Genomic DNA, 22,857 nt, shown 5'->3' with positions numbered 1-22,857 from the left:
CCGTCAGATGGCCACGTTCTGGAGCTTCTTGCGACGGCCGTAGATCAGCGTCGCCAGCGCACGCGACACGGTGATCGCAGTGAACATGGAGGCGAAAATACCGATGATCATGGTCAGCGCGAAGCCCTTCAGAGGACCGGTACCGAATGCGAACAGCGCCACACCGACGATCAGGCCGGTCAGGTTGGCGTCGAGGATGGTGCCCGAGGCACGCTCGTAACCGGTCACGATCGCGGTCTTGCCCGGCACGCCGGCGCGCAGTTCTTCACGGATGCGCTCGTTGATCAGCACGTTGGCGTCCACCGACAGGCCCACCGACAACGCCAGGCCGGCGAAGCCCGGCAGGGTCATGGTCGCGCCGAACAGCGACATCACCGCCACCACGATCAGCAGGTTGAACAGCATCGCCGCCGAGGTGATCACACCGAACATGCGGTAGTAGATGCTGAAGAACACCAGGGTGAACAGGAACGCGAACACCACCGCGCGCATGCCGTTCTTGACGTTCTCGGCGCCCAGGCTCGGGCCGACCACGCGCTCTTCGACGAAGTCCATCGGCGCGGCCAGCGAGCCGGACTTCAGCAGCTTGGCCAGGTCCTCGGCTTCCTTCTTCTGCAGGCCGGTGGTCTGGAAATTCTTGCCGAACACGCCGTTGATGTTGGCCACCGAGATCACTTCCTCGTTGACCTTGAAGCCACGCACTTCCTGGCCGTCGACGACGGTCACGGTCGGCACGCGTTCGGTGTAGACCACCGCCATCGGCTTGTTCACGTTGGCGCTGGTGAAGTCGAACATGCGCTGGCCACCGACATTGTTCAGCGTCACGCTGACGGCCGGGGAGCCACTGTTCGAATCGGTCACCGCCTGCGCGCCGACCATCTGGTCACCGGTGACGATCACGCGCTTGTTCAGCAGGATCGGGCCGCGGCCGTCACGCTGCTGGTAGACCTTCGCTTCCGGCGGGATGCGGCCGGAATTGATGGCGTCCTGCGCATTGCCCTCGACCACCGCGCGGTACTCCAGGGTGGCGGTGGCGCCGATCATGCGCTTGGCTTCGGCGGTGTCCTGCACGCCCGGCAGCTGCACGACCACACGGTCGGCACCCTGGCGCTGGATGATCGGCTCGGCCACGCCGAGCTGGTTCACGCGGTTGCGCAGGGTGTTGATGTTCTGCTCGATGGCGCCGTTGGCGATCTGCGTGATCTCGGTCTCCGGCACGGTGACCGTGATGCGGTTGCCGCTGACGTCATAGCCGAGCGTCGGCTGTGCCTTGACCAGGGCGGCACGGGCACGCTGCGCGGCGTCGTCACCGGCGGACGGGCTCAGGTTGGCCACGATGCTGTTGTCCGCACGGCGCTCCACCGACTGGTAGGCGATGCGGGCGTCACGCAGGGTGCTGCGCACGTCTTCGGTGTAGGCATCCAGGCGCTTGTCGAGGGCGGCCTTCTGGTCGACCTGCAGCACGAAGTGCACGCCACCCTGAAGGTCCAGGCCGAGCACCATCGGGCGACCGCCCAGCCGGGCCAGCCAGTCCGGCACGGTCGAGGCCAGGTTCAGGGCCACCGTGTACTTCTCGCCGACGGTGTCGCGCAGGGCATCGCTGGCCGCGGACTGCGACTTCAGGTCCGGCAGGCGAACGATCAGGCTTTCCCCTTCCTTCTCGGCACCGATGGCAGTGACCCCGGCCTTCTTCAGGTCGGCCAGCACACGGTCGCGCAGCGCATCGTCGATCTGCCCGCCACGGTTGGCGGTGATCTGGATGGCCGGGTCCTTCTGGTAGATGTTGGGCAGCGCGTACAGCGCACTGAGCGCCAGTACGATCAGGATGACGACGTACTTCCAGCGTGGAAATTCGAGCATTGCTTGGGTCCCGCGCGGCGCCATCCCCGGCGCCGCGGTTGTGCTTCGGAAAGGGAGTGGCTTACTTGGCCGAATCCAGGGTGCCGGTCGGCAGCACGCTGCCGACAGCGCCCTTCTGCACGCGGATGCGCACGTTGTCGGCCACTTCGACGGTGATGAAGTGGTCGCCGATGTCGGTGACCTTGCCGGCGATGCCGCCGTTGGTCAGCACTTCGTCGCCGCGCTTGATCTTTTCCAGCATCGCCTTGTGCTCCTTCTGCCGCTTCATCTGCGGGCGGATCATCAGGAAGTACATGATGGCGATCAGGATGATCGGGAACAGCAGCGTGGTCAGGCCCATGCCCTGCGGTTGGCCGCCGGCGGCCTGGGCGTGGGCGGCGGGAATCAGGAAAGCAAGCAGGTTCATCGTTGGTCCTTTGGTTGGGCGGCGCCCCGGCACCATCAGGTGCCACGGTCGCGACCGCGGATCTGGGTCAGCCTTGAAGTATGCCACGGCCCCGGGCGTTCGTCCTTGGGCCGTTTGGCAGGGGGCGTCCGGGTTACAGCGGCGGGGCCACTGCCCCGCGTGCCGCGTAGAAGGACTCGCGGAAGGCCAGGAAGGTTCCCGCCTCGATCGCGGCCCGGATGTCGGCCATGAGCTTTTCGTAATAGAACAGGTTGTGCAGGGTGCCCAGCATCGGCGCCAGCATCTCGTTGCAACGGTCCAGGTGGCGCAGGTAGGACCGGGTGTAGCCGCCGGTGCAGGCCACGCAGCCGCAGCCCGGCTCGATCGGGTCCATGTCGCGCGCGTACTGCGAGTTGCGGATGCGGACGGTACCGAACGAGGTGAAATAGTGGCCGTTGCGGGCGTTGCGGGTCGGCATCACGCAGTCGAACATGTCCACGCCGCGGGCCACGCCTTCCACCAGGTCCTCCGGCCGGCCCACGCCCATCAGGTAGCGCGGGCGGTCGCCCGGCAGCTCCGGGTCCAGGTGGTCGAGCATGGCGTTGCGCTCGTGTTCCGGCTCGCCCACGGCCAGGCCGCCGATGGCGTAGCCGTCGAAGCCGATCGCCTGCAGGGCATCGGCCGAGCGGCTGCGCAGGTCGGTGTGCACGCCGCCCTGGACGATGCCGAACAGGGCTGCGTCGTTGCCCAGCTCGTCATGCGCGTTGCGGCTGCGCTGGGCCCAGCGCAGGCTCAGCTCCATCGAGCGGCGGGCGACGTCCTCGGTGGCCGGGTACGGGGTGCACTCGTCGAAGATCATCACGATGTCCGAATCGAGCACCTTCTGGATCTTCATGCTCTCTTCCGGCCCCAGGAACACGCGGGCGCCGTCGGTCGGCGAGGCGAAGGTCACGCCCTGCTCGGTGATCTTGCGGCGGTGGGCCAGCGAGAACACCTGGAAGCCGCCGGAATCGGTCAGGATGGGGCCATCCCAGCGGCAGAAGCCGTGCAGCCCGCCGTGGTCGGCGATGATGTCCAGGCCCGGGCGCAGGTACAGGTGGAAGGTGTTGCCGAGGATGATCTCGGCGCCCAGCGCGCGCACCTGGTCCGGCAGGATGCCCTTGACCGAGCCATAGGTCCCCACCGGCATGAACGCCGGCGTTTCCACCGTGCCACGCGGGAAGGTCAGGCGGCCACGGCGGGCACGGCCGTCGCGGGTCTTGAGCTGGAACTGCAGTCGGGACATGGAGCGGTCATTCAGGCAAATAGTCGCCCATTGTCTCCCAAAACCGGGGCGGCCGCCCATTCAGGCCTGAACGGACCGGCTGTGGAGCCACGCCGTACGTGGCTTTCCTCTCGGGTTCCGGCAGGTCCGCACCCACCGTGCGCACCCACCACAGGCAGATGCCGCAGGCGCCCTACCCCGCCTGCGGGAACAGCAGCATGGCGTCGCCGTAGCTGAAGAAGCGGTAGCGCTGCTCGATCGCGTGCCGGTAAGCCTCGAACACGCGATCCTTGCCGGCGAACGCGGAAATCATCATCAGCAGCGTGCTTTCCGGCAGGTGGAAGTTGGTCACCATCGCGTCGACGCTGCGGATGCGGTAACCCGGGGTGATGAAGATCTGCGTTTCACCCGCGAACGGCAGCAGCTCGCCATCGCGCATCGCGCTTTCCAGCGCGCGCACCACGGTGGTGCCGACGCCGATCACGCGGCCGCCGGCGGCGCGCGTGCGCCGCACCTGCTGGACCAGTTCGGCGCCGACGTTCAGCCACTCGCGGTGCATCACGTGGTCTTTCAGGTCATCGGCGCGCACCGGCTGGAAGGTGCCCGCGCCGACGTGCAGGGTGACGTGCCCGAACTCCACGCCCTTGTCCTTCAGTGCGGCCAACAGCGGTTCATCGAAGTGCAGGCCGGCGGTCGGTGCCGCCACAGCGCCGACTTCGCGCGCGAACACGGTCTGGTAGCGCTCGCGGTCGTCCACGCCCGGCTCGCGCTGGATGTACGGCGGCAGCGGCAGTCGGCCGGCGTGCAGCAGCCACTGCTCCAGGGATTCGGGCACATGGAACTGCAGCACATAGAACTCGCCGTCGCGGCCCAGTACTTCGGCTTCGCCACCGGCATCGAGCGCGATGCGGCTGCCGGCCTTGGGCGACTTGCTGGCACCGACCTGTGCACGCGCCTGCTGGCCACCGAGCAGGCGTTCGATCAGGATTTCCACGCGGCCACCGCTGGCCTTCTGCCCGAACAGGCGCGCCGGGATCACCCGGGTGTCGTTGAACACCAGCAGGTCGCCCGGCTGCAGCAGCGACGGCAGGTCACGCACCTGCAGATCGGTGAAGGCCGCAGGGGCCGGCGGCACCAGCAGCAGGCGGCTGGCGGAACGTTCGGCCAGGGGAGCCTGCGCGATCAGCTCGGCCGGCAGGTCGTAGTGGAAATCGGACTTCTTCAAGGCAGTGGGCGGCAACAGGTCGACAATGGCGCGCATTGTACGTGCAGCGTCCGCGAGCCGGCGTGCTTCACGGCGAACGTCGCGCAAAATGCTGCTATGCAGCAGGTTTCTGCGGGGTTATCGCGCAAAAAAACAAGTGCTAGCATCGAGTTGGAAGTCCGCTGCACGAGCCTGCCCCCAAGCGCGCGTGATGACGCGCGTTTTGCTTTTGAAGACCCGTGCGACCCATCGTTTCAGGAGATCTGCAATGAGCTTCATCGAACGCCTCGCCCCCCTGCGCGACCAGCCCGGCACCCGCCTTACCACCGGCCTGGACGACGCGACCCTGACTGCCTTGTCCGCCCGCCACCCGCAGCTGGTCGCCGCAGTGGACGCCGCCGCCGAGGAATTCGCGCGCGTGCAGGCCGACCTGGGGCCGCTGCTGGCACAGGACGAACAGGCGCAGGTCGATGCGATGCAGGACGGCTTCGTCAACTTCTATGCCGACGATGCGGTGACCCCGTACGTGGCGCTGGCCGCGCGCGGCCCGTGGGTGGTCACCCTGAAGGGTGCCGTGCTGTACGACGCCGGCGGCTACGGCATGCTCGGCTTCGGGCATACCCCGGACGCCGTGCTGGAGGCGATGGCACGCCCGCAGGTGATGGCCAACATCATGACCCCCAGCCTGTCGCAGCAGCGCTTCATCACCGCGCTGCGCGCCGAGATCGGCCACCGCCGAGGCGGCTGCCCGTTCGCCCGCTTCATGTGCCTGAACTCCGGTTCCGAAGCAGTTGGCCTGGCCGCGCGCATCGCCGACGTCAATGCCAAGCTGCAGACCGACCCGGGCGCCCGGCATGCCGGCGCGACCATCAAGCGCGTGGTGGTCAAGGGCAGCTTCCATGGCCGCACCGACCGCCCGGCGCTGTACTCCGATTCCAGCCGCAAGAGCTACATGCAGCACCTGGCCAGCTACCGCGGCGAGGACTCGGTGATCACCGTGGCGCCGTACGATGAGGCCGGCCTGCGCAAGGTGTTCGAGGACGCTGCACGCAACCAGTGGTTCATCGAGGCAGTGTTCCTGGAGCCGGTGATGGGCGAAGGCGACCCGGGCCGTTCGGTGCCGCCGGCGTTCTATGCCGTGGCCCGCGAACTGACCCGTGCGCATGGCAGCCTGCTGCTGCTGGACTCGATCCAGGCCGGCCTGCGTGCGCATGGCGTGCTCTCGGTGGTCGATTACCCAGGCTTCGAAGGCCTGGACCCGCCGGACATGGAGACCTACTCCAAGGCGCTCAACGCCGCGCAGTACCCGCTGTCGGTACTGGCGGTGACCGAACATGCCGCGCAGCTCTACCGCAAGGGCATCTATGGCAACACCATGACCAGCAACCCGCGTGCGCTGGACGTGGCCTGCGCCACCCTGGCGCAGCTGACCCCGCAGGTGCGCGCCAACATCGCCGAACGTGGCGCCGAGGCCGTGCGCAAGCTGGAGCAGCTGAAGGCCGAACTGGGCGGGCTGATCACCAAGGTGCAGGGCACCGGCCTGCTGTTCTCCTGCGAGCTGGCGCCGCAGTTCAAGTGCTACGGCGCCAACTCCACCGAGGAATGGCTGCGCCAGCACGGCATCAACGTGATCCACGGTGGCGAGAATTCGCTGCGCTTCACCCCGCACTTCGGCATGGACAGCGAGGAGCTGGACCTGCTGGTGGGCATGGTCGGCCGCGCCCTGCGTGAAGGCCCGCGCCGCGAGCAGGCTGCGGCGGCGTAAGCGCCCACTTGCGTGGAGCCGAAGGCAGCGGCAGGAGCCGCTGCCAACGTCGCTGGCGACGGCCCGAAGGGTGCCGGTCAGGACGACCGGCATAGCCATGCTCGACTCAGCCTTTGCCGCGATCTGAACGAAGCGCAGCCGAGCATGGCTCGGCGCTACAGAAGGGCTCATAATCCAAGGACACCCCGTCCCTGGCCGCTCTGCGGTCGGCGACGGGGCGTTTTCGTTTCCGCACCAAGAGACAAGAACCCCCATGAAGTCGATCTGCGTCTACTGTGGTTCCAACGCTGGCAGCAAGCCGGCCTACACCGAACGCGCCATTGCCCTGGGCGATCGCATTGCCCGCGACGGCATGCGCCTGGTGTATGGCGGGGGCAACGTCGGCCTGATGGGCACCGTGGCCAATGCCGTGCTCGCCGCCGGCGGCGAGGTGACCGGCGTCATTCCGCGCCAGCTGGCCGATTGGGAAGTGGCCCATCGCGGCCTGACCGAACTGGAGATTGTCGGTTCGATGCATGAGCGCAAGTCGCGCATGTTCGATCTTGCCGACGGTTTCGTCGCCCTGCCCGGCGGCTTCGGCACCATGGAAGAAATCTTCGAGATGCTGACCTGGCGACAGCTGGGCATCGGCAACAAGCCATGCGCATTCCTCGATGTGGAGGGCTTCTACGCCCCGCTGATCGGCATGATCGATCGCATGGTGGAAGAGCGCTTCTTGCATCCGGACCAGCGCCAGGACCTGTGGTACGGCTCGGACATCGAGGACATGCTGGCGTGGATGCAGAACTACCAGCCGGCCCAGGCCTCGAAGTGGATCGACGAGAAGCGTCGCTCCGCCCTGGGTTGAAGCAACCTCGCGCGGCGGCTCAGGCCACCGCGCGCGCCTTCGGTGCCGGGCGGCCCAACAGGTAGCCCTGGCCATAGTCGCAGCCGAGCTCGCGCAGCGTCTGCCGCTGCGCCTCGGTTTCGATGCCTTCGCCGATGGTTTCAATGCCCAGCGTGCGTGCCAGCGACAGCACGCCTTCGACCAGCGCACGCGTGCTCTGCACTTCCGGCCCATGCAGGCCGGCAATGAAACTCTGGTCGATCTTCAGCGTGCTGATCGGGAAACGGTGCAGGTAGGACAGCGCCGAGAAGCCGGTGCCGAAGTCGTCCAGCTGCACCTGGATGCCGCGCTCGCGAAGGCCCTGCAGGATGCGCAGCGTGTGCGGACCATCGTCCAGCAGCGCCACCTCGGTGATCTCCAGGCGCAGGCGACGCGGATCGGCACCACATGCGTCGAGCAGGCCGAACAAGCGGCCGCTGAACTCGGCCGAGCGGAAGTGGCGGGGCGACACGTTCACCGAGACATAGCTCTGCCCGCCTTCGGCCAGGCCGGCGATGACCTGCTCGTAGATCAGCCAGTCAACCTGTTCGATCAGGCCGCTTTCCTCGCCCAGCTCAAGGAATGCGCCCGGCAGCAGCAGGCCGCGGCGCTCATGCTGCCAGCGCAGCAGTGCCTCATGGCCCACCACTTCGCCATCGGACAGGCGCACGATCGGCTGATAGAACGGCACGAAATCGCGGTTGTTGATCGCACGGCGCAGGTCGGCTTCCAGGTCGAGGCTGCGCATGGCCTGCTCACGCATGTCCTCGTCGAAGATCGCGCAGCGGTCATGGCCCTGCGCCTTGGCCCGGTACATCGCCGCATCGGCGTCGCGCAGCAGTTCCTCGCCGGTGCGGTAACGCGGATTCCACAGCGCGATGCCCAGGCTGCCGGACGGGAACAGCTCGCGCCCGGCGATCCATATCGATTCCTGCAATGCCAGCAACAAGCGCTGGCCGAAATCCAGCGCCTGCGCCAACCCTTGCGGACAGTGCAGCAGCACCGCGAACTCGTCACCCCCCAGCCGCGCGACCACGTCCTCCGGGCCGGCCATCGATACGATGCGCTTGGCCACTTCCACCAGCATGCGATCACCCGCAGCGTGGCCAATGCTGTCGTTGACCAGCTTGAAGCGGTCCAGGTCGAGGAACAGCACGGCGAACACCGGCCCTCCCTCACGCTTGGCCAGCGCCAGCGCATCCTGCAGGCGATCAAGCAGGTGCAGGCGGTTGGGCAGGCCGGTCAGCGCATCGTGCATGGCCTGATGGGTCAGGCGCTGCTCGGCTCGCAGGCGCTCGCCGATCTGCCCGAGCAGCTTTTCGTTGACCTCGGCCAGCTCGCGGGTACGTTCCTCCACGCGCTTTTCCAGCTCGGCATGCGCCGATCGCAGCCGCTGCTGGTCGCGCTGGCGCGCCAGGCCGGTTCCGATGTTCTGCGCGACAAAGGTCAGCAGGCGCTGGTCGTGCACGCTGAAGACACTGTTCTCGCTGTAGCTCTGCACGACGATCGCGCCGACCACCTCGTCATCGCGCAGCAGCGGCACGCCCAGCCAGCAGTGCGAACGTGCACCGGACTCGCGCACCTCGCCGCTGGCCAGCAGCGCATCGATCTGCGCGCGCGAAGCCAGCAGGGGCCGCCGGTTGCGCACGACGTACTCGGTCAGGCCGCGGCTGAAGGACCGCGGCGCACGGCTGGCGTTGTGCTCATCCACCGAATAGACGAAGTCCAGGCCGTTGCCGGCTTCGTTCACCAGCGCGATGTAGAAGTTGCGCGCATCCAGCAGGCGCCCGACCACACCGTGTACCTGCCCGTAGAACTGGGCCAGGCTGTCGGCCGACATCGCCATCTCGGCGATGTTGTACAGCGCAGTCTGCAGCTGCTCGGCGCGACGGCGCTCGGCCACTTCCTCCTGCAGGCTGTGGTTGGCGCGCTGCAGCTCCAGCGTGCGCCGCTCCACCTGCTGTTCCAGCCGGACCTGCGCCTGGCGCCGATCCATCGCGGTCTGCACGTGCTGGGCAACAAAGCCCAGCAGTGCCCGCTCGGCCTCGCCATAGCGGGCCGCAAGCTCATAGCTCTGCACGACGATGGCGCCGCATACCCGGCCATCGCGCAGCATCGGCACGCCCAGCCAGTCCAGGCTCTCCGGGCCGCGCTGCGGATCGTGCTCCTGCTCGACCACGCGCGCCAGCAGCTCGCGCGAGGGGCCGCTGAGCGGCTTGCCGTGACGCAGCAGGGCCACGGTCAGGCTGCGCGGCATTTCTTCGGCAGCATGGCTCTGCGCCGGATCGGCGACGAAGTCGTCGACCTGGTCGGCGAAGTACAGGAAGCGGATCTGGTCGCGGACATCGTCGTATTCGACGATGTAGCAGTTTTCTGCGTACATCAGCGTGCCAAGCACGCCGTGCACGTGGCGCAGCATCTCCGACATTTCCAGGTCGGCGCCGGCCAGATCGGCAATCTGGAACAGCGCCTGCTGCAAACGTTCGGCCTCTTCCAGCGCCTTGATCTGCCCGGCCTGGCGGCCACGCTGCAGGGCCAGTTCAATGGCCTGCCGGGCCAGCCCCCACCAGGCCGCCGATGGCACGGCACCTTCCACCGACAACTGCAGGCGGGCGCCGTCATAGTCCCAGCCATGGCAGCCGTCACCGACGCCGGGCGAAGCGAACGCGCCGGCCGCCACGACCGCCGGCCAGCCCCCCTGGCCGCGCCCCAGCTGCGGGTCGTCCCAGCCAACGCGGACCACGGCCGAATCCGGCAGCAGCGCATGCAATGCGCGCACCAGCGCCGTGCTCAGCACGGCCTCGTGTGGTGGCTCTTCCGCCGGTTCAACGTGCGTGGACAAATGACAATCTCTTGGCGCCGTCTGTGCGTCGCCTCCCCTGAGCCGCCGAGCATAGCGCGCCACCCGGGGGGCAATGGAAGCCCGTAAACCCCGAATCGTGCGCCCGTACGTTTTTCATGCTGTCCGCAGCCGCTTCCACGCCATGAACCTCGCCCTGCCCGCCCCCGTCACCGGCTATGCGCCACCGCCCGCAGGCCTTACCCTGTACGCCGTGGAAGCCAGCGCACTGCCAACCGATGAAGCCTTGATGCTGGCCTGGGCCGGTGGCGACCTGCGCGCGTTCGAAAGCCTGTACGCCCGCCATCGCAAGCGCCTGTTCGGCTTCCTGCTGCGGCAGCTGCGCGACACCGCGCTGGCCGAGGAGATCTTCCAGGACGTCTGGCAGCGGGTGATCAGCGCGCGCGCCGGCTGGCAGCCTGAAGCCGCATTCAGCACCTGGCTGTTCCGCATCGCGCACAACCGGCTGAACGACCATTGGCGCGCGGCGCGCCATCGCCCTGCCGCACCGGCCGACGCCGACCTGCGCCTGGCCGCGATCGAGGATGGACAGACGCCGGAAGCAGAGCTTTCCGAATTCGAACAACGTCGCCGCATCCAGCGGGCGATGGAGCAATTGCCGCCCGAGCAGCGCGAAGTGCTGCAACTGCGGCTGGATCAGGAACTGAGCCTGGAGGAGATCGGCCAGATCACCGGCGTGGGCCGGGAAACCGTGAAATCGCGGCTGCGCTATGCGATGGACAAGCTGCGTGCGGGATTGAACGCATGAACCGAGACGAACCGCTGACGCCGGAAGAACGCGAGCTGGCGCGCCTGCTCGGCCGCCGCGCCGAACAGGGCCCACCGGCCGCGCTGGACGCGGCGATCCTGGCCGCCGCACGCGCTGCCGTGGACGCGCCGCCCGCCGATGCTGTTGCCTCACCGGAGGCGCCACGCGCGCCGCGCCCGCGTCCGCGCTGGCCAGCCGTATTCGGCATCGCCGCCTCGATGGTCTTTGCCATCGGCATCGCCTGGCAGCTACGCCCGGAGCCCCCGCCGGTTCCTGCGGCTGAAGCCGGGATCGCAGCACCCCCTGTGGCAGCCGATGACGCGGCCGCGACGCAGCGCGCGGACAGCCGTGCCGCCGATCAATCCACCGCTGCCGCTGTGGAACCCGCACCGGCGCAGGCAGCCCCCATGGCCGCGCCGGCTGCTGCACCGGCACCCGCAACGCCGGCCGTCGCGCACGCGCCAGAACCTGCACCGGCCCAGGCCGCCGACGCTCCAGCACCGCCCGCGCAACCAGCAGCGCGAGCCAAGGCGGCGGACGTCGCCGCCGATACCTCGTTTGCCGCGCTGCCTCACGCACCGGCTCCCGCGCCTGCGCCGGCAGCGGCACCGCCCGCACCTGCCGCACCGGCGGCTTACCTGGTGCCTGCGCCGGTGTTGGCCCCAGCGCCGGAGGGCGCGCTGAAAGCTCGCAGCGCCGAAGCGGCTGCGGCCAGCGCTGCCGATGCCGAACGGGCCCAGTCACTGGATCGGGTCGAGGTTACCTCGATGAAGCGGCCGGCCCCGAGCCGCTCCGCACCGGGCATCATGCGCCGCGGCAGCGACGCCGGACTCACTGCCGATGCCGTGCAGGCCGAAGTGGACGCCGATGCCAGGCTGCCCCGGCGGCAGTGGCTGCAGAAGATCCGCGCGCGCCGCGACGACGGCCAGCGCGACCTGGCCCGCGCCAGCCTGGAGCGCTATGTGCAGCAGTATCCGGAGGCCCGCCTGCCGCGCGACCTGCGTCCACTGCTGGACGACTGAAACGGGCGAGCACCTGTGGCAACCCCGTAGAATGGCGGGAATGCTCGATACCCTTGCCCAGCCGGTCAGCCACACGCTGGAAGTCAAACACAGCCGTTTCATTGCACACGCCGCGCCGATCGACGGTGCTGCGGCGGCACTGGCGTTCCTGCAGCAGGTGGCGGTCGCCGATGCGACCCACAACTGCTGGGCCTACCGCCACGGCCAGGACTACCGCTCCAGTGATGATGGTGAGCCCGCCGGTACGGCCGGGCGTCCGATCCTGGCCGCGATTGACGGCCAGGGCTTTGACCGGGTGATGGTGGTGGTGACGCGCTGGTTCGGCGGTATCAAGCTCGGCGCCGGCGGACTGGTGCGCGCCTACGGCGGCGCCGCTGCGGAGTGCCTGCGCATCGCGCCGCGCCTGCCGCTGGTGGCGATGGCCCGGCTGCAGCTGCTGGCCGGGTTCGAGGAGCTGGGGACCCTGCATGCCACCCTGCCCGCCTTCGGCGCCGAAAAGCGCGATGAACGGTTCGATGCCAATGGCGTGTGCCTGCGGATTGAATTGCCGGCAGATCAGGTCGACGCATTGAAAATCCGACTGCGCGACGCCACCCGTGACCGTATCCGCATACAGGACGACCACCAGGATGACTGACAAGGACGACGCCGCCGCCTCGCCCCCGCCGCTGCGCCGCCTCGGCAGCCTGCGCACGCTGTGGCCGTTCGTGCGCCGCCACAGTGGACTGTTCACCGCCTGGCTGCTGGCCCTGGCGGTATCGTCGGCGGCCACGCTGAGCCTGCCCCCCGCCGTGAAGCAGATGATCGACCATGGCTTCAGCAGTGGGGGCCAGATCAACCGTGCCTTCGCCCTGCTGATGCTGGTGGCGGTCGTGCTGGCACTGGCAACGGCCGCGCGGTTCTACTTCGTATCGCTGCTGGGCGAAAAGGTCGTCGCCGACCTGCGCAGCCGCCTGTACGCACACCTGATCCAGCTCGGCGCCGGCTTCCATGACCGCAGCCGCAGCGGCGAGCTGGTCTCGCGCCTGACCGCCGACAGCGAGCTGCTGCGCAGCGTGGTCGGCTCGACCATGTCGGTGGCCCTGCGCAGCAGCGTGACCGTGGTCGGCAGCCTGGCGATGCTGTTCGTCACCAGCCCGCGGCTGGCCGCGTGGTCACTGCTCGGCATCCCGCTGGCGGTGCTGCCGATCATCATCGGCGCGCGCAAGCTCCGCGCGGTTGCGCGCAGCAGCCAGGACCGCATCGCCGATGCCAACAGCCTGGCCAGCGAGACGCTGGGCGCGGTCCGCACGGTGCAGGCGCACGCACGCGAGCCCTACGAGCGCGGCCGCTTCGACAAGGCGCTGGGCGATGCCATCGGTGCCGCGCGCCGCCGCATCGGTGCGCAGTCGCTGGTCACCGCCAGCGCCATCCTGCTGGTGTTTGGCGCCATCGTCGGCGTGCTGTGGCTGGGCGCGCACGATGTCATCGACGGGCGCCTCAGCGCCGGTACGCTGGGCCAGTTCGTACTGTACGCGCTGATCGGCGGCGGCTCGGTCGGCGCCCTGGCTGAAGTGTGGAACGAGCTGCAGCGTGCGGCCGGTGGCATGGGCCGCATCGGCGAACTGCTGCAGGAAGACATCGAGATCCGTGCGCCGGCGCAGCCGCTTGCGCTGCCGCAACCGCTCCGGGGTGAAATCCGCTTCGACGAGGTGGTGTTCCACTATCCGCAGCGCCCGGACCAGGCCGCGCTGGACCACTTCAACCTGCATGTCCGCCCGGGTGAGACCGTGGCCCTGGTCGGCCCGTCGGGCGCCGGCAAGAGCACGGTGCTGTCGATGCTGCTGCGCTTCCACGACCCGGCCAGCGGCCGCATCTGCGTGGATGGCATCGACGTGCGCCAGGTCGACCCGGCCGAACTGCGCGCGCAGCTGGCGCTGGTGCCGCAGCAGCCGACGCTGTTCGCGGCCAGCGCACGCGACAACATCCGCTATGGCCGCCTGCAGGCCAGCGACGCCGAGGTCGAGGCGGCCGCACGTGCGGCCGAGGCCGATGGTTTCCTGCGCGCGTTGCCGCAGGGCTACGACAGTGAGCTGGGTGAGCGCGGTGCCCGCCTGTCCGGCGGCCAGCAGCAACGCGTGGCAATTGCCCGCGCGCTGCTGAAGGATGCGCCGATCCTGTTGCTGGACGAGGCCACCAGTGCACTGGATGCGCAGAGCGAGCATGGCGTGCAACAGGCACTGGAGCGCCTGATGGCTGGCCGCACCACGCTGGTCATCGCCCATCGCCTGGCCACCGTGCTGAAGGCCGACCGCATCGTGGTGATGGACCAGGGCCGCATCGTGGCCGAAGGCACCCATTCGCAGCTGCTCGCCCAAGGCGGACTGTACGCTGAACTGGCACGCCTGCAGTTCATCGATTGATGACGGCCGGCTAACATCGGCCGGACCAAGCTGGCCTCGCATCAGCAGCATCCGCTGAAGGAGGTCCACGATGTCGTTCCGTCAGTTCCCTGCCGTCGACAGCAATGGCGAAAGCCACATCATCATCGAGTTCAAGCCCGAGGCGAATGGCAGCGGGCACCATTCCGAAGCCACGCCGCGCTATGAACTGGATGATGGCCGTCATCTGGTGCGAAACGGCCGCGAGTTCACCACCAGCGGTGGTGAGCTGAGGTTGACGATCTAGCACTGCCACCCCGCCTGGTGGGTGCCCACCTTGGTGCGCACTGGCTTTATTGCCCCGCTCTGGGTAGGCGTCGCCCCTGGTCGACTCGCTTTTTGCCAAGGGCAGTCGAGCATGACTCGACCCTGCAAAAAGCGTGATCAATTTTTGACCAACTATCTTGACAGCCTTGCCTGCCAAGGGCCGCACGCGGTTATCCACATGTTTGCTCAGCATCCATCCACACCGCCTGTGGATGAATGTGGTCAGCCCAACACGCGGCCGATGCCGCTGGCATCCACCTCGGCGGCCGCCCGGGTGATCGCCACCGGATCGCTGCCGGCCACGAACCCGAGGCGGAAGTGCACCTCGCCACCGGGCGTGCGCGAGGAATGGATCGACGCCAGGCTGACGCCATGCTGCTCGAACACGTTCAGCAGCGCACGCAGCGAGCCGGGCCGGTCTTCCGGCAGGTGCACCGACAGCGCGTTGCGCTCGGTCAGGTCAGCCAGCAGATACCCCACGCGTTCGAAGGTGTAGTTGCCTTCAGCCAGCGCCTGCTCGCCGAAGGCACTGCGATTGGCCGACAGCAGCTGCTCGCGGAATCCGGCCCGCGCGCTGTCATCGCCCTGCGCAACCTGCGCCCGCAGCGCCTGCAGCTGGCCGACCAGCCGTTCCAGCATCGGCGCCACGTAGGGGTTGCCGAACTGGATGTCTTCGTAGATCGCCGGATTGAGCGACAGGATGCGCGCGATGATCGCGGTATCCAGTTCGAACGACGCCGACCGGTACGGCATCATCGCGGCCAGGTCGCCCAGCTGCGGCTGGTACTGCCGCAGCACGCCGGCCTGGGCCAGATGGGTGGCATGCACCATCGCCTGCACCAGCGCCATCATCTGGTCGTGGTGCTGCGGCGTGGCCCGCACGCACTCGGCCTGCAGCGCCGCGCACAGCGTGTCGACCCAGGGCTGCCAATGCTGAAGCCGGGCTTCGCAGACCACCATCACCCGGCCCTTCAGCGTCGGTGCTTTCGGCGGCGCGGTCATCGGATGCAGGCCGACCACTTCGGCCTGCGAGTCCAGCATGGCCTGCACCGGTGCTTGCTTCACCGAGGTCACGTCCAGCCACAGCCTGCCCTGCTCGCGGCCGGCCGACTGCCGCACGTACTCGGCGATCAATGCCGGCGTGTGCCGGATCGGTGCCGAGAACACCAGCACATCGGCCTGCGCCAGCAGGTGTTCCGGCGTGTGCGAGGCCGGGTCCGCGGGATCATGGCCAATCACCTGCAGCTGCATGTGCTGCTGGAAGAAGCGGGTCAGCCAGCGCCCGTAGGCGCCAGCGCTGCCGATGATGCCGACCGTGCGCGGCGTGCGGGGATCCAGGCCGCTCATGCCACGCGTTCGGCGCGGAAGCGCGTCCCTTCGGCCAGCGCCGCCGGCGCGGCGGCGACCACGTCGAATTCCTCGAAGCCGTTGTCCAGGGTCGCCTCCAGCGCCGCGTGGGTGCCGGCGATCGCCCGCGAGATCGCCAGCTGCATCGATTCGCCGCGCAGCAGGAAGGACACCACCAGCGACATCAGCACATCCCCCGTACCGGCCACGTCCACCGGCAGCAGTGGCGAGGTCCAGCGCCAGGTCTCCTCGCGGCCAACGGCCAGGGTCACCAGTTCACCCGGGTTGCCGCCCACGCTGTGCGCGATCACCCAGTGCGGGCCACGATCCAGCAGCGTGCGCGCGGCGGCGATGGCATCGGTTTCGGCCAGCGCCGGCATGCCGGTCAGGCGATTCAGTTCGAAGGCATTGGGCGTCACCAGCCAGGCGTGCGGCAACAGGCGTTCGGCGAAGACCGCTTCCAGGCCGGGTTCCACATAGGGCCCGGTGTGGGTGTCGCCGATCACCGGATCCAGGCAGTAGCGCAACTGGGGGCAGGCCGGCAGGATCCCGTCCAGCCAGTCGGCGAAGGCGGCGCCGTTGGCGGTACTGCCGAAATAGCCGGACACCAGCATCTTGGCGCGCTGTGGCAGGCCACGCTCGTGGGTCCCGATCAGCAGGTCGGCGAACCAGTCGACCGGCAGCACGCGGCCCCGCGTAGTGTCGTAGAACGGGGCATTGCTCAGCAGCACGGTCGGGATTTCCGCCACGCGCACGCCGAGTGCGCGCATCGGCGGTACAGCCGCGCTGTTGCCGGCATGCCCGTAGACAAGTTGCGACTGGACCGAGATGACATCGATCGGCGACGGCCCATCCGGCCGCTGGCGGCGGCCGTGGACCAGATGGTTATCAAGGGATTCGCTCATGACCGCATTCTACGCCCAAGGGGGTTTTCGGCAGGGCTTGCAGCCCTGCACCTGCCGAAGCTGCAAGCAACGGCAACGGCAAAAGCGAGCTATCCGTGGGGTGGCGGGGCGGTGTGGGTGGTCAGGACACGCCGTAAACCCATCCATGGGGGCTCGATGGCGCCATCCATGGCGCCAACGGTCCTGCCCACCCACACCGCCCCGCCTCTGACAGATTCCCGCGACTGTTGGTGGGTGCCGACCGTTGGTCGGCACATCTGTGGGATACCGAAATAAATCGGGGTCAGATCCGTTTTTCTTCGGAAAACGGATCTGACCCCACGAGCTGTTCCGACAGATCGCGGAAAACTGTCGAAGGCGGGGTGGGTCCGGTTGCGGGGGCGTGAGCCGCATGGATGCGGCGACCGAGCCTACATGGACGTATTTACGGCGTCCCCCGGAACCGGACCCACCCCGCCAACCCACGGATAGCCAGCTTCTGCTGTTGACGTTGACGTTGCTTCGGCAGGTACAGGGCTGCAAGCCCTGCAAAACCCAAACTCCTCAGTGAGCAGCAGGCCGCGACGGCGGCAGCCACGCCGCGACGATGCCCAGCAGCGGCAGGAACGCGGTCAGCTGATAGACGTACTCGATGCTGGTCTTGTCCGCCAGCAGGCCGAGCACGGCCGCGCCCAGCCCGCCCATGCCGAAGGCGAAGCCGAAGAACAGGCCGGACACCATGCCGATGCGGTGCGGCATCATTTCCTGCGCGTACACCACGATGGCCGAGAATGCCGAGGACAACACGAAGCCGATCAGTACCGCCAGCACCGTGGTCCACAGCAGATCGGCATGCGGCAGCATCAGCGCAAACGGCGCCACGCCGAGGATCGAGGTCCAGATGATCGGCTTGCGTCCGATGCGGTCACCCAGCGGGCCACCCAGGAAGCCGCCGGCCGCAGACGCCACCAGGAACGCGAACAGGTGCAGCTGCGCCTGCGCCACCGGAACGCCGAAATGGTGGATCAGGTAGAAGGTGAAGTAGCTGCCGATGCTGGCCATGTAGAAGTACTTGCTGAAGATCAGCACCAGCAGGATCGCCAGCACCTTGGCCACGGTGCGCGGCGGATGGCGCGGGGCCATCGAGGCGGTGCTGGCCGGTCGCGGGGTGCCCAGGTGCAGCGCGTACCAGCGGCCGACATAGGTCAGCAGCGCGATGCCGATCAGCGCGGCGCCGGCAAACCACGATGCGGCATGCTGGCCATACGGCACGATCACTGCGGCCGCAATCAGCGGGCCCAGTGCGGTACCGAAGTTGCCACCCACCTGGAACACCGACTGCGCGAAACCGTGCCGGCCACCCGAGGCCAGCCGGGCGATGCGCGAGGCCTCCGGATGGAAGATCGCCGAGCCGATGCCGACCATGGCTGCGGCCATCAGCACCACCGCGTAGTTCGGTGCGAAACCAAGCAGCAGCATGCCGCACAGGGTCGAGGCCATACCGATCGGCAGCGAGTACGGTGCCGGGCGGCGATCAGTGGCCATGCCGATCAACGGCTGGAAGATCGAAGCGGTGAGCTGATAGGTCAGCGTGATCAGGCCGATCTGGGTGAAGCTGAGGTTGAAGCCGCCCTTGATCACCGGATAGATGGCCAGGATCAGCGACTGCATCATGTCGTTGACGACATGCGAGGTGGAGATGGCGGCCAGCACGCCGGGAGCTACCGGGCGCGAGGTCGTTGCGGGAGAAGCCAGGGTCGACATGGACGCAGTCAGGTTGGGGGCGAGCCCCGCATGCTACGGTTGCCCTCCCCTCCCTTCTGCCGCGTTCAGGTCATGCCCTATCGCAAAAAGGACATCGCCGGCGACGTCGATCCGGCCGCGCCCTGGCGGGAGGTTCCCCTGCACCGTCCGGTCACCTATCGGGTCACCCAGTACCCAGTGGGCACCCACATTCCCGGGCACAAGCACCAGCGCCACCAGCTGGTCTACGCCATCTCCGGCCTGATGGTGGTGCGATCGGAAGTCGGCCGCTGGGTGGTGCCCTCGAACCGCGCGATCTGGATGCCGGCCGGGATGGTGCACGCGGTGGACTGCATCGCCGCCGTGCACATGCGCAGCCTGTACATCGACCCGTCGTTCGCCCCGCACCTGCCGACCGAGCCGTTCGCGGTGCAGGTGTCGCCCCTGCTGCGCGAGCTGCTGCAGGCCGCCACGCTGGTCAAGGGCGAGCACATCGAGGACAGCCGCGATGGCCGCGTGGTGCGCCTGCTGCTGGACGAACTGCACCGCATGGACGTGCTGCCGCTGCACCTGCCTGCGCCGAGCGACCCGCGCCTGCTGCGGATCTGCCAACACCTGCAGAAGCACCCCGGCGATGAGGCCACGCTGCAGGACTGGGCGCAGGCGCTGGAGGTGGACGTGAAAACCATCCAGCGCCACTTCGCCAGCGAGCTGGGCATGACCTTCGGGCAGTGGCGGCAGCAGGCGCGGCTGCTGGCTGCCCTGGAACGATTGGCGGTGGGCGACAAGGTCATCGATGTGGCGCTGGCGATGGGTTACGACAGCCCCAGCGCGTTCAGCAGCATGTTCAAGCGCCAGCTGGGGCAGACGCCTGCGGCATTTTTCCGATGATCGCAAACGAAAACGCCGGGCATGGCCCGGCGCTACCGCCCAACGCTTCCGTTGAAAAACTCAGGACGTCATCCGGTCCCAGAAGCCCTTCACACCATCCATGAACGTCGCCGACTTCGGCGAATGCTTGCGTGCTTCCTCGCCGACGAAGGTGGCTTCGAACTGCTCCAGCAGCTTGCGCTGTTCGTTGGTGAGGTTGACCGGGGTCTCCACCACCACGCGGCAGTACAGGTCGCCCTCGCTGCGGCTGCGCACCGAACGCACGCCCTTGCCGCGCAGGCGGAACAGCTTGCCGGTCTGGGTCTCGGCCGGGATGCGGATCTCTGCTTCGCCGCCGAGGGTAGCCACGCGCACGGTGTCGCCCAGTGCCGCCTGCGAGATGCGGATCGGCACTTCGCAGTGCAGGTCGTCGCCATCGCGCTGGAAGATCGCATGCTCGCGCACCCGCACTTCCACGTACAGGTCACCCGGCGGCGTTCCTGCCGGGCCGGCTTCGCCTTCGCCCTGCAGGCGGATGCGGTCGCCGGTATCGACGCCGGCCGGCACCTTCACCGACAGCACCTTGTCTTCCTCGACGCGGCCGTTGCCATGGCAGGTCTTGCAGGGCTTGGCGATGATCTGGCCACGGCCGCCGCAGTTGTGGCAGGCCTGCTGCATGGCGAAGATGCCGCGCTGGATGCGCACCTGGCCGCGGCCATGGCACACGTTGCAGGTCTCGACCTTGCCGTCCTCGGAGCCACTGCCATCGCAGTCGCCGCACTCGGCCAGGGTCGGAATCTCGATCCGGCGCTCGACGCCGCGCACGGCTTCTTCCAGGTCCAGTTCCATCACGTAGCCGATGTCGGCACCGCGACGGGCCTGGCGTGGACCACCGCCGCCACCGCCAAAGATGTTGCCGAAGATATCGCCGAAGATATCGTTCATGTCCGGGCCACCCGGACCGCCGCCGCCCATGCCGTGCTCGAACGCGGCGTGGCCGTGGCTGTCGTACATGCGGCGCTTGTTGCCGTCGGACAGCACTTCGTAGGCTTCCTTGCACTCCTTGAAGGAGGCCTCGGCCGCCGCATCACCCGGGTTGCGGTCCGGATGGAACTTCATCGCGCAGCGACGGTAGGCCTTCTTCAGCTCTTCGTCGGTGGCGGTGCGGGCAACGCCCAGCACTTCGTAGTAATCGCGCTTGCTCATATCGTGAATCGGGTTCCGGAACGTCGGGATTCGTCAAAGCGGAAGAGCGGAACCAGGTCCGCTCTTGCGTCGGGCGCCCCGACACGCCGGTGGGCGGTCAGGACCCTGATGCGACAACGGGACGCTGGCTGGCAGCGTCCCGCGTCGGTCCGGATCAGGACTTCTTGTCGTCCTTGACTTCGGTGAACTCGGCGTCGACCACGTCATCGTTGCCCTTGCCGGCATTGCCGGCATCGGCACCCGGGGCACCGCCCTGGTCGGCCGAAGCCGCAGCGAACAGCGACTGGCCGGCTTCTTCCAGCGCCTTCGACTTGGCTTCGATCTGCGCCTTGTCGTCACCCTTCATCGCGGTCTCCAGGTCGGCCAGGGCCGCCTCGACCTTGCCGATTACATCGCCGCCGACCTTGCTGCCGTGCTCGGTGATGGCGCTGCGGGTGCCGTGGATCAGGGCGTCGGCCTGGTTGCGGGCCTGCACCAGTTCCTGGAACTTCTTGTCTTCCTCGCGGTTGGCTTCCGCGTCGGCGACCATGCGCGCGATCTCTTCCTCGGACAGGCCCGAACCGGCCTTGATCTCGACCTTCTGTTCCTTGTTGGTCTTCTTGTCCTTGGCCGACACGTGCAGGATGCCGTTGGCGTCGATGTCGAAGGACACTTCCACCTGCGGCAGGCCGCGCGGGGCCGGCTCGATGCCGGACAGGTCGAACTTGGCCAGCGACTTGTTGTAGCGGGCCTGTTCGCGCTCACCCTGCAGCACGTGCACGGTCACGGCCGACTGGTTGTCCTCGGCGGTGGAGAACACCTGCGAGGCCTTGGTCGGGATGGTGGTGTTCTTCTCGATGATCTTGGTGAACACGCCGCCCATGGTCTCGATGCCCAGCGACAGCGGGGTCACGTCCAGCAGCAGCACGTCCTTGACGTCGCCGCCCAGCACGCCGCCCTGGATCGCCGCACCCAGTGCCACGGCTTCGTCCGGGTTGACGTCCTTGCGCGGTTCCTTGCCGAAGAACTCGGTCACCGCCTGCTGCACCTTCGGCATGCGGGTCTGGCCGCCGACCAGGATCACCTCGCTGATGTCGCTCGAACGCAGGCCGGCATCGTTCAGGGCGACGCGGCACGGCTCGATCGACTTCTTGATCAGGTCGTCCACCAGTGCTTCCAGCTTGGCGCGGGTCAGCTTGATGTTCAGGTGCTTCGGACCCGAGGCGTCAGCGGTGACGTACGGCAGGTTCACTTCGGTCTGCTGGGCGCTGGACAGCTCGATCTTGGCGCGCTCGGCAGCGTCCTTCAGGCGCTGCAGGGCCAGCGGATCCTTGCGCAGGTCGATGCCCTGGTCCTTGTTGAACTCTTCAACCAGGTACTCGATGACGCGGTTGTCGAAGTCTTCGCCACCCAGGAAGGTGTCGCCGTTGGTGGCCAGCACTTCGAACTGCTTCTCGCCGTCGACGTTGGCGATCTCGATCACCGACACGTCGAAGGTGCCGCCGCCCAGGTCGTACACCACGATCTTGCGATCCTTGTTGTCGCCCTTGTCCAGGCCATAGGCCAGCGCGGCCGCGGTCGGCTCGTTGATGATGCGCTTGACGTCCAGGCCGGCGATGCGGCCGGCGTCCTTGGTGGCCTGGCGCTGGCTGTCGTTGAAGTAGGCCGGCACGGTGATGACCGCTTCGGTGACCTTCTCACCGAGGAAGTCCTCGGCGGTCTTCTTCATCTTTTCCAGCACCTTGGCCGAGATTTCCTGCGGCGCCATCTTCTTGCCGTCGCTGGTGGCCACCCAGGCATCGCCGTTGTCATGGGCCAGGATGCTGTACGGGACGTGGGCGATGTCCTTCTGCACCTCGCCGTCGGTGAACTTGCGGCCGATCAGGCGCTTCACCGCGTAGAAGGTGTTCTTCGGGTTGGTCACGGCCTGGCGCTTGGCCGAGGCACCGACCAGGACTTCGCCGTCCTTGGTGTAGGCGACGATCGACGGGGTGGTGCGATCGCCTTCCGAATTCTCGATGACGCGGGCCTTGCCGCCGTCCATGATCGCCACGCACGAGTTGGTGGTGCCGAGGTCGATACCAATGATCTTGCCCATGGGGGAGACTCCTGAGGATGCTAGTTGGGGTCAGTCCGGCCGTTCGGCCGGTGGATGAATACGATGTGGG

The 22,857-nt window shown here is 67.8% G+C and carries 18 protein-coding genes; 8 read left to right on the top strand and 10 right to left on the bottom strand.

Annotated features, from left to right (window positions below; all coding sequences use genetic code 11):
- Window positions 1–3: 3 nt before the first annotated feature.
- From secD to queA, 4 genes are all read right to left on the bottom strand, one after another.
- Window positions 4–1,860, bottom strand: coding sequence for a protein translocase subunit SecD (gene secD / locus NSQ78_RS09420; RefSeq protein ID WP_014646827.1), 1,857 nt, complete (start codon window positions 1,858–1,860; stop codon window positions 4–6).
- Window positions 1,861–1,921: 61 nt separating this feature from the next.
- Window positions 1,922–2,266 (bottom strand): preprotein translocase subunit YajC, encoded by a 345-nt coding sequence (gene yajC / locus NSQ78_RS09415; protein ID WP_005416201.1) that lies wholly within the window; start codon window positions 2,264–2,266, stop codon window positions 1,922–1,924.
- Between the two features lie 133 nt (window positions 2,267–2,399).
- Window positions 2,400–3,530 (bottom strand): tRNA guanosine(34) transglycosylase Tgt, encoded by a 1,131-nt coding sequence (gene tgt / locus NSQ78_RS09410; RefSeq protein ID WP_049464416.1) that lies wholly within the window; start codon window positions 3,528–3,530, stop codon window positions 2,400–2,402.
- 172 nt (window positions 3,531–3,702) lie between these two features.
- Window positions 3,703–4,770 carry a tRNA preQ1(34) S-adenosylmethionine ribosyltransferase-isomerase QueA gene (gene queA, locus NSQ78_RS09405; protein WP_064238241.1) on the bottom strand — a complete coding sequence of 356 codons (1,068 nt, stop codon included), beginning with the start codon at window positions 4,768–4,770 and terminating at the stop codon, window positions 3,703–3,705.
- Between the two features lie 211 nt (window positions 4,771–4,981).
- Here queA and NSQ78_RS09400 point away from each other — a divergent pair, with 211 nt between their 5' ends.
- Window positions 4,982–6,478 carry an aminotransferase class III-fold pyridoxal phosphate-dependent enzyme gene (locus NSQ78_RS09400; RefSeq protein WP_049464411.1) on the top strand — a complete coding sequence of 499 codons (1,497 nt, stop codon included), beginning with the start codon at window positions 4,982–4,984 and terminating at the stop codon, window positions 6,476–6,478.
- 253 nt (window positions 6,479–6,731) lie between these two features.
- Window positions 6,732–7,325, top strand: a complete 594-nt coding sequence (locus NSQ78_RS09395) for a TIGR00730 family Rossman fold protein (protein WP_339208470.1) — start codon at window positions 6,732–6,734, stop codon at window positions 7,323–7,325.
- A gap of 19 nt (window positions 7,326–7,344) precedes the next feature.
- Here NSQ78_RS09395 and NSQ78_RS09390 read toward each other — a convergent pair whose 3' ends face one another.
- A complete protein-coding gene (locus tag NSQ78_RS09390) occupies window positions 7,345–10,185 on the bottom strand; it encodes an EAL domain-containing protein (RefSeq protein ID WP_057493790.1) in 2,841 nt (946 codons plus the stop codon).
- Window positions 10,186–10,432: 247 nt separating this feature from the next.
- Between NSQ78_RS09390 and NSQ78_RS09385 the strand changes: the two genes are divergently transcribed.
- The 5 genes from NSQ78_RS09385 to NSQ78_RS09365 all read left to right on the top strand — a co-directional run bounded on the left by NSQ78_RS09385 (window position 10,433) and on the right by NSQ78_RS09365 (window position 14,640).
- Entirely contained in the window at window positions 10,433–10,951 is a 519-nt protein-coding gene (locus NSQ78_RS09385; protein WP_231353173.1) for an RNA polymerase sigma factor, read from the top strand.
- Window positions 10,948–11,973: a hypothetical protein gene (locus tag NSQ78_RS09380; RefSeq protein ID WP_064238238.1), complete on the top strand. Its 1,026-nt coding sequence runs from the start codon at window positions 10,948–10,950 to the stop codon at window positions 11,971–11,973. Before NSQ78_RS09385 ends, NSQ78_RS09380 begins: the two co-directional genes overlap by 4 nt.
- A 40-nt stretch (window positions 11,974–12,013) precedes the next feature.
- Complete coding sequence (locus NSQ78_RS09375; protein ID WP_057493792.1) at window positions 12,014–12,610, top strand: YigZ family protein; 597 nt, start codon at window positions 12,014–12,016, stop codon at window positions 12,608–12,610.
- Window positions 12,603–14,375, top strand: a complete 1,773-nt coding sequence (locus NSQ78_RS09370; protein ID WP_057493793.1) for an ABC transporter transmembrane domain-containing protein — start codon at window positions 12,603–12,605, stop codon at window positions 14,373–14,375. Before NSQ78_RS09375 ends, NSQ78_RS09370 begins: the two co-directional genes overlap by 8 nt.
- A 70-nt stretch (window positions 14,376–14,445) precedes the next feature.
- On the top strand, window positions 14,446–14,640 hold the full coding sequence (locus NSQ78_RS09365) for a hypothetical protein (protein WP_049466425.1): 195 nt from the start codon (window positions 14,446–14,448) through the stop codon (window positions 14,638–14,640).
- Window positions 14,641–14,882: 242 nt separating this feature from the next.
- On the opposite strand, the gene NSQ78_RS09360 is transcribed toward NSQ78_RS09365, so the two are convergent.
- The 3 genes from NSQ78_RS09360 to NSQ78_RS09350 form a co-directional block, all read right to left on the bottom strand.
- A complete protein-coding gene (locus NSQ78_RS09360; RefSeq protein WP_064238235.1) occupies window positions 14,883–16,007 on the bottom strand; it encodes a prephenate dehydrogenase in 1,125 nt (374 codons plus the stop codon).
- Window positions 16,004–16,912, bottom strand: a complete 909-nt coding sequence (gene pdxY / locus NSQ78_RS09355; RefSeq protein ID WP_064238233.1) for a pyridoxal kinase — start codon at window positions 16,910–16,912, stop codon at window positions 16,004–16,006. Before pdxY ends, NSQ78_RS09360 begins: the two co-directional genes overlap by 4 nt.
- A gap of 543 nt (window positions 16,913–17,455) precedes the next feature.
- Window positions 17,456–18,655, bottom strand: coding sequence for an MFS transporter (locus NSQ78_RS09350; RefSeq protein WP_064238231.1), 1,200 nt, complete (start codon window positions 18,653–18,655; stop codon window positions 17,456–17,458).
- Window positions 18,656–18,727: 72 nt separating this feature from the next.
- On the opposite strand from NSQ78_RS09350, the gene NSQ78_RS09345 reads away from it, so the two are divergent.
- Entirely contained in the window at window positions 18,728–19,525 is a 798-nt protein-coding gene (locus tag NSQ78_RS09345; protein ID WP_049470282.1) for a helix-turn-helix transcriptional regulator, read from the top strand.
- Window positions 19,526–19,585: 60 nt separating this feature from the next.
- Here NSQ78_RS09345 and dnaJ read toward each other — a convergent pair whose 3' ends face one another.
- A complete protein-coding gene (dnaJ, locus tag NSQ78_RS09340; RefSeq protein WP_049470284.1) occupies window positions 19,586–20,710 on the bottom strand; it encodes a molecular chaperone DnaJ in 1,125 nt (374 codons plus the stop codon).
- Window positions 20,711–20,864: 154 nt separating this feature from the next.
- On the bottom strand, window positions 20,865–22,787 hold the full coding sequence (gene dnaK / locus NSQ78_RS09335) for a molecular chaperone DnaK (protein ID WP_053463283.1): 1,923 nt from the start codon (window positions 22,785–22,787) through the stop codon (window positions 20,865–20,867).
- Window positions 22,788–22,857 lie beyond the last annotated feature (70 nt).

It is taken from the genome of Stenotrophomonas sp. FSL W7-1447, from assembly GCF_037966425.1.
GTDB lineage: Bacteria > Pseudomonadota > Gammaproteobacteria > Xanthomonadales > Xanthomonadaceae > Stenotrophomonas > Stenotrophomonas pavanii.
This window is presented reverse-complemented; position numbering and strand designations above follow the sequence as displayed.

Excerpts from the sequence above, each read along its gene's own strand:
- secD (WP_014646827.1), bottom strand. The coding sequence starts at position 1,860 with ATGCTCGAATTTCCACGCTGGAAGTACGTCGTCATCCTGATCGTACTG.
- yajC (WP_005416201.1), bottom strand. The coding sequence starts at position 2,266 with ATGAACCTGCTTGCTTTCCTGATTCCCGCCGCCCACGCCCAGGCCGCC.
- tgt (WP_049464416.1), bottom strand. The coding sequence starts at position 3,530 with ATGTCCCGACTGCAGTTCCAGCTCAAGACCCGCGACGGCCGTGCCCGC.
- queA (WP_064238241.1), bottom strand. The coding sequence starts at position 4,770 with ATGCGCGCCATTGTCGACCTGTTGCCGCCCACTGCCTTGAAGAAGTCC.
- NSQ78_RS09400 (WP_049464411.1), top strand. The coding sequence starts at position 4,982 with ATGAGCTTCATCGAACGCCTCGCCCCCCTGCGCGACCAGCCCGGCACC.
- NSQ78_RS09395 (WP_339208470.1), top strand. The coding sequence starts at position 6,732 with ATGAAGTCGATCTGCGTCTACTGTGGTTCCAACGCTGGCAGCAAGCCG.
- NSQ78_RS09385 (WP_231353173.1), top strand. The coding sequence starts at position 10,433 with ATGCTGGCCTGGGCCGGTGGCGACCTGCGCGCGTTCGAAAGCCTGTAC.
- NSQ78_RS09380 (WP_064238238.1), top strand. The coding sequence starts at position 10,948 with ATGAACCGAGACGAACCGCTGACGCCGGAAGAACGCGAGCTGGCGCGC.
- NSQ78_RS09375 (WP_057493792.1), top strand. The coding sequence starts at position 12,014 with ATGCTCGATACCCTTGCCCAGCCGGTCAGCCACACGCTGGAAGTCAAA.
- NSQ78_RS09370 (WP_057493793.1), top strand. The coding sequence starts at position 12,603 with ATGACTGACAAGGACGACGCCGCCGCCTCGCCCCCGCCGCTGCGCCGC.
- NSQ78_RS09365 (WP_049466425.1), top strand. The coding sequence starts at position 14,446 with ATGTCGTTCCGTCAGTTCCCTGCCGTCGACAGCAATGGCGAAAGCCAC.
- NSQ78_RS09360 (WP_064238235.1), bottom strand. The coding sequence starts at position 16,007 with ATGAGCGGCCTGGATCCCCGCACGCCGCGCACGGTCGGCATCATCGGC.
- pdxY (WP_064238233.1), bottom strand. The coding sequence starts at position 16,912 with ATGAGCGAATCCCTTGATAACCATCTGGTCCACGGCCGCCGCCAGCGG.
- NSQ78_RS09350 (WP_064238231.1), bottom strand. The coding sequence starts at position 18,655 with ATGTCGACCCTGGCTTCTCCCGCAACGACCTCGCGCCCGGTAGCTCCC.
- NSQ78_RS09345 (WP_049470282.1), top strand. The coding sequence starts at position 18,728 with ATGCCCTATCGCAAAAAGGACATCGCCGGCGACGTCGATCCGGCCGCG.
- dnaJ (WP_049470284.1), bottom strand. The coding sequence starts at position 20,710 with ATGAGCAAGCGCGATTACTACGAAGTGCTGGGCGTTGCCCGCACCGCC.
- dnaK (WP_053463283.1), bottom strand. The coding sequence starts at position 22,787 with ATGGGCAAGATCATTGGTATCGACCTCGGCACCACCAACTCGTGCGTG.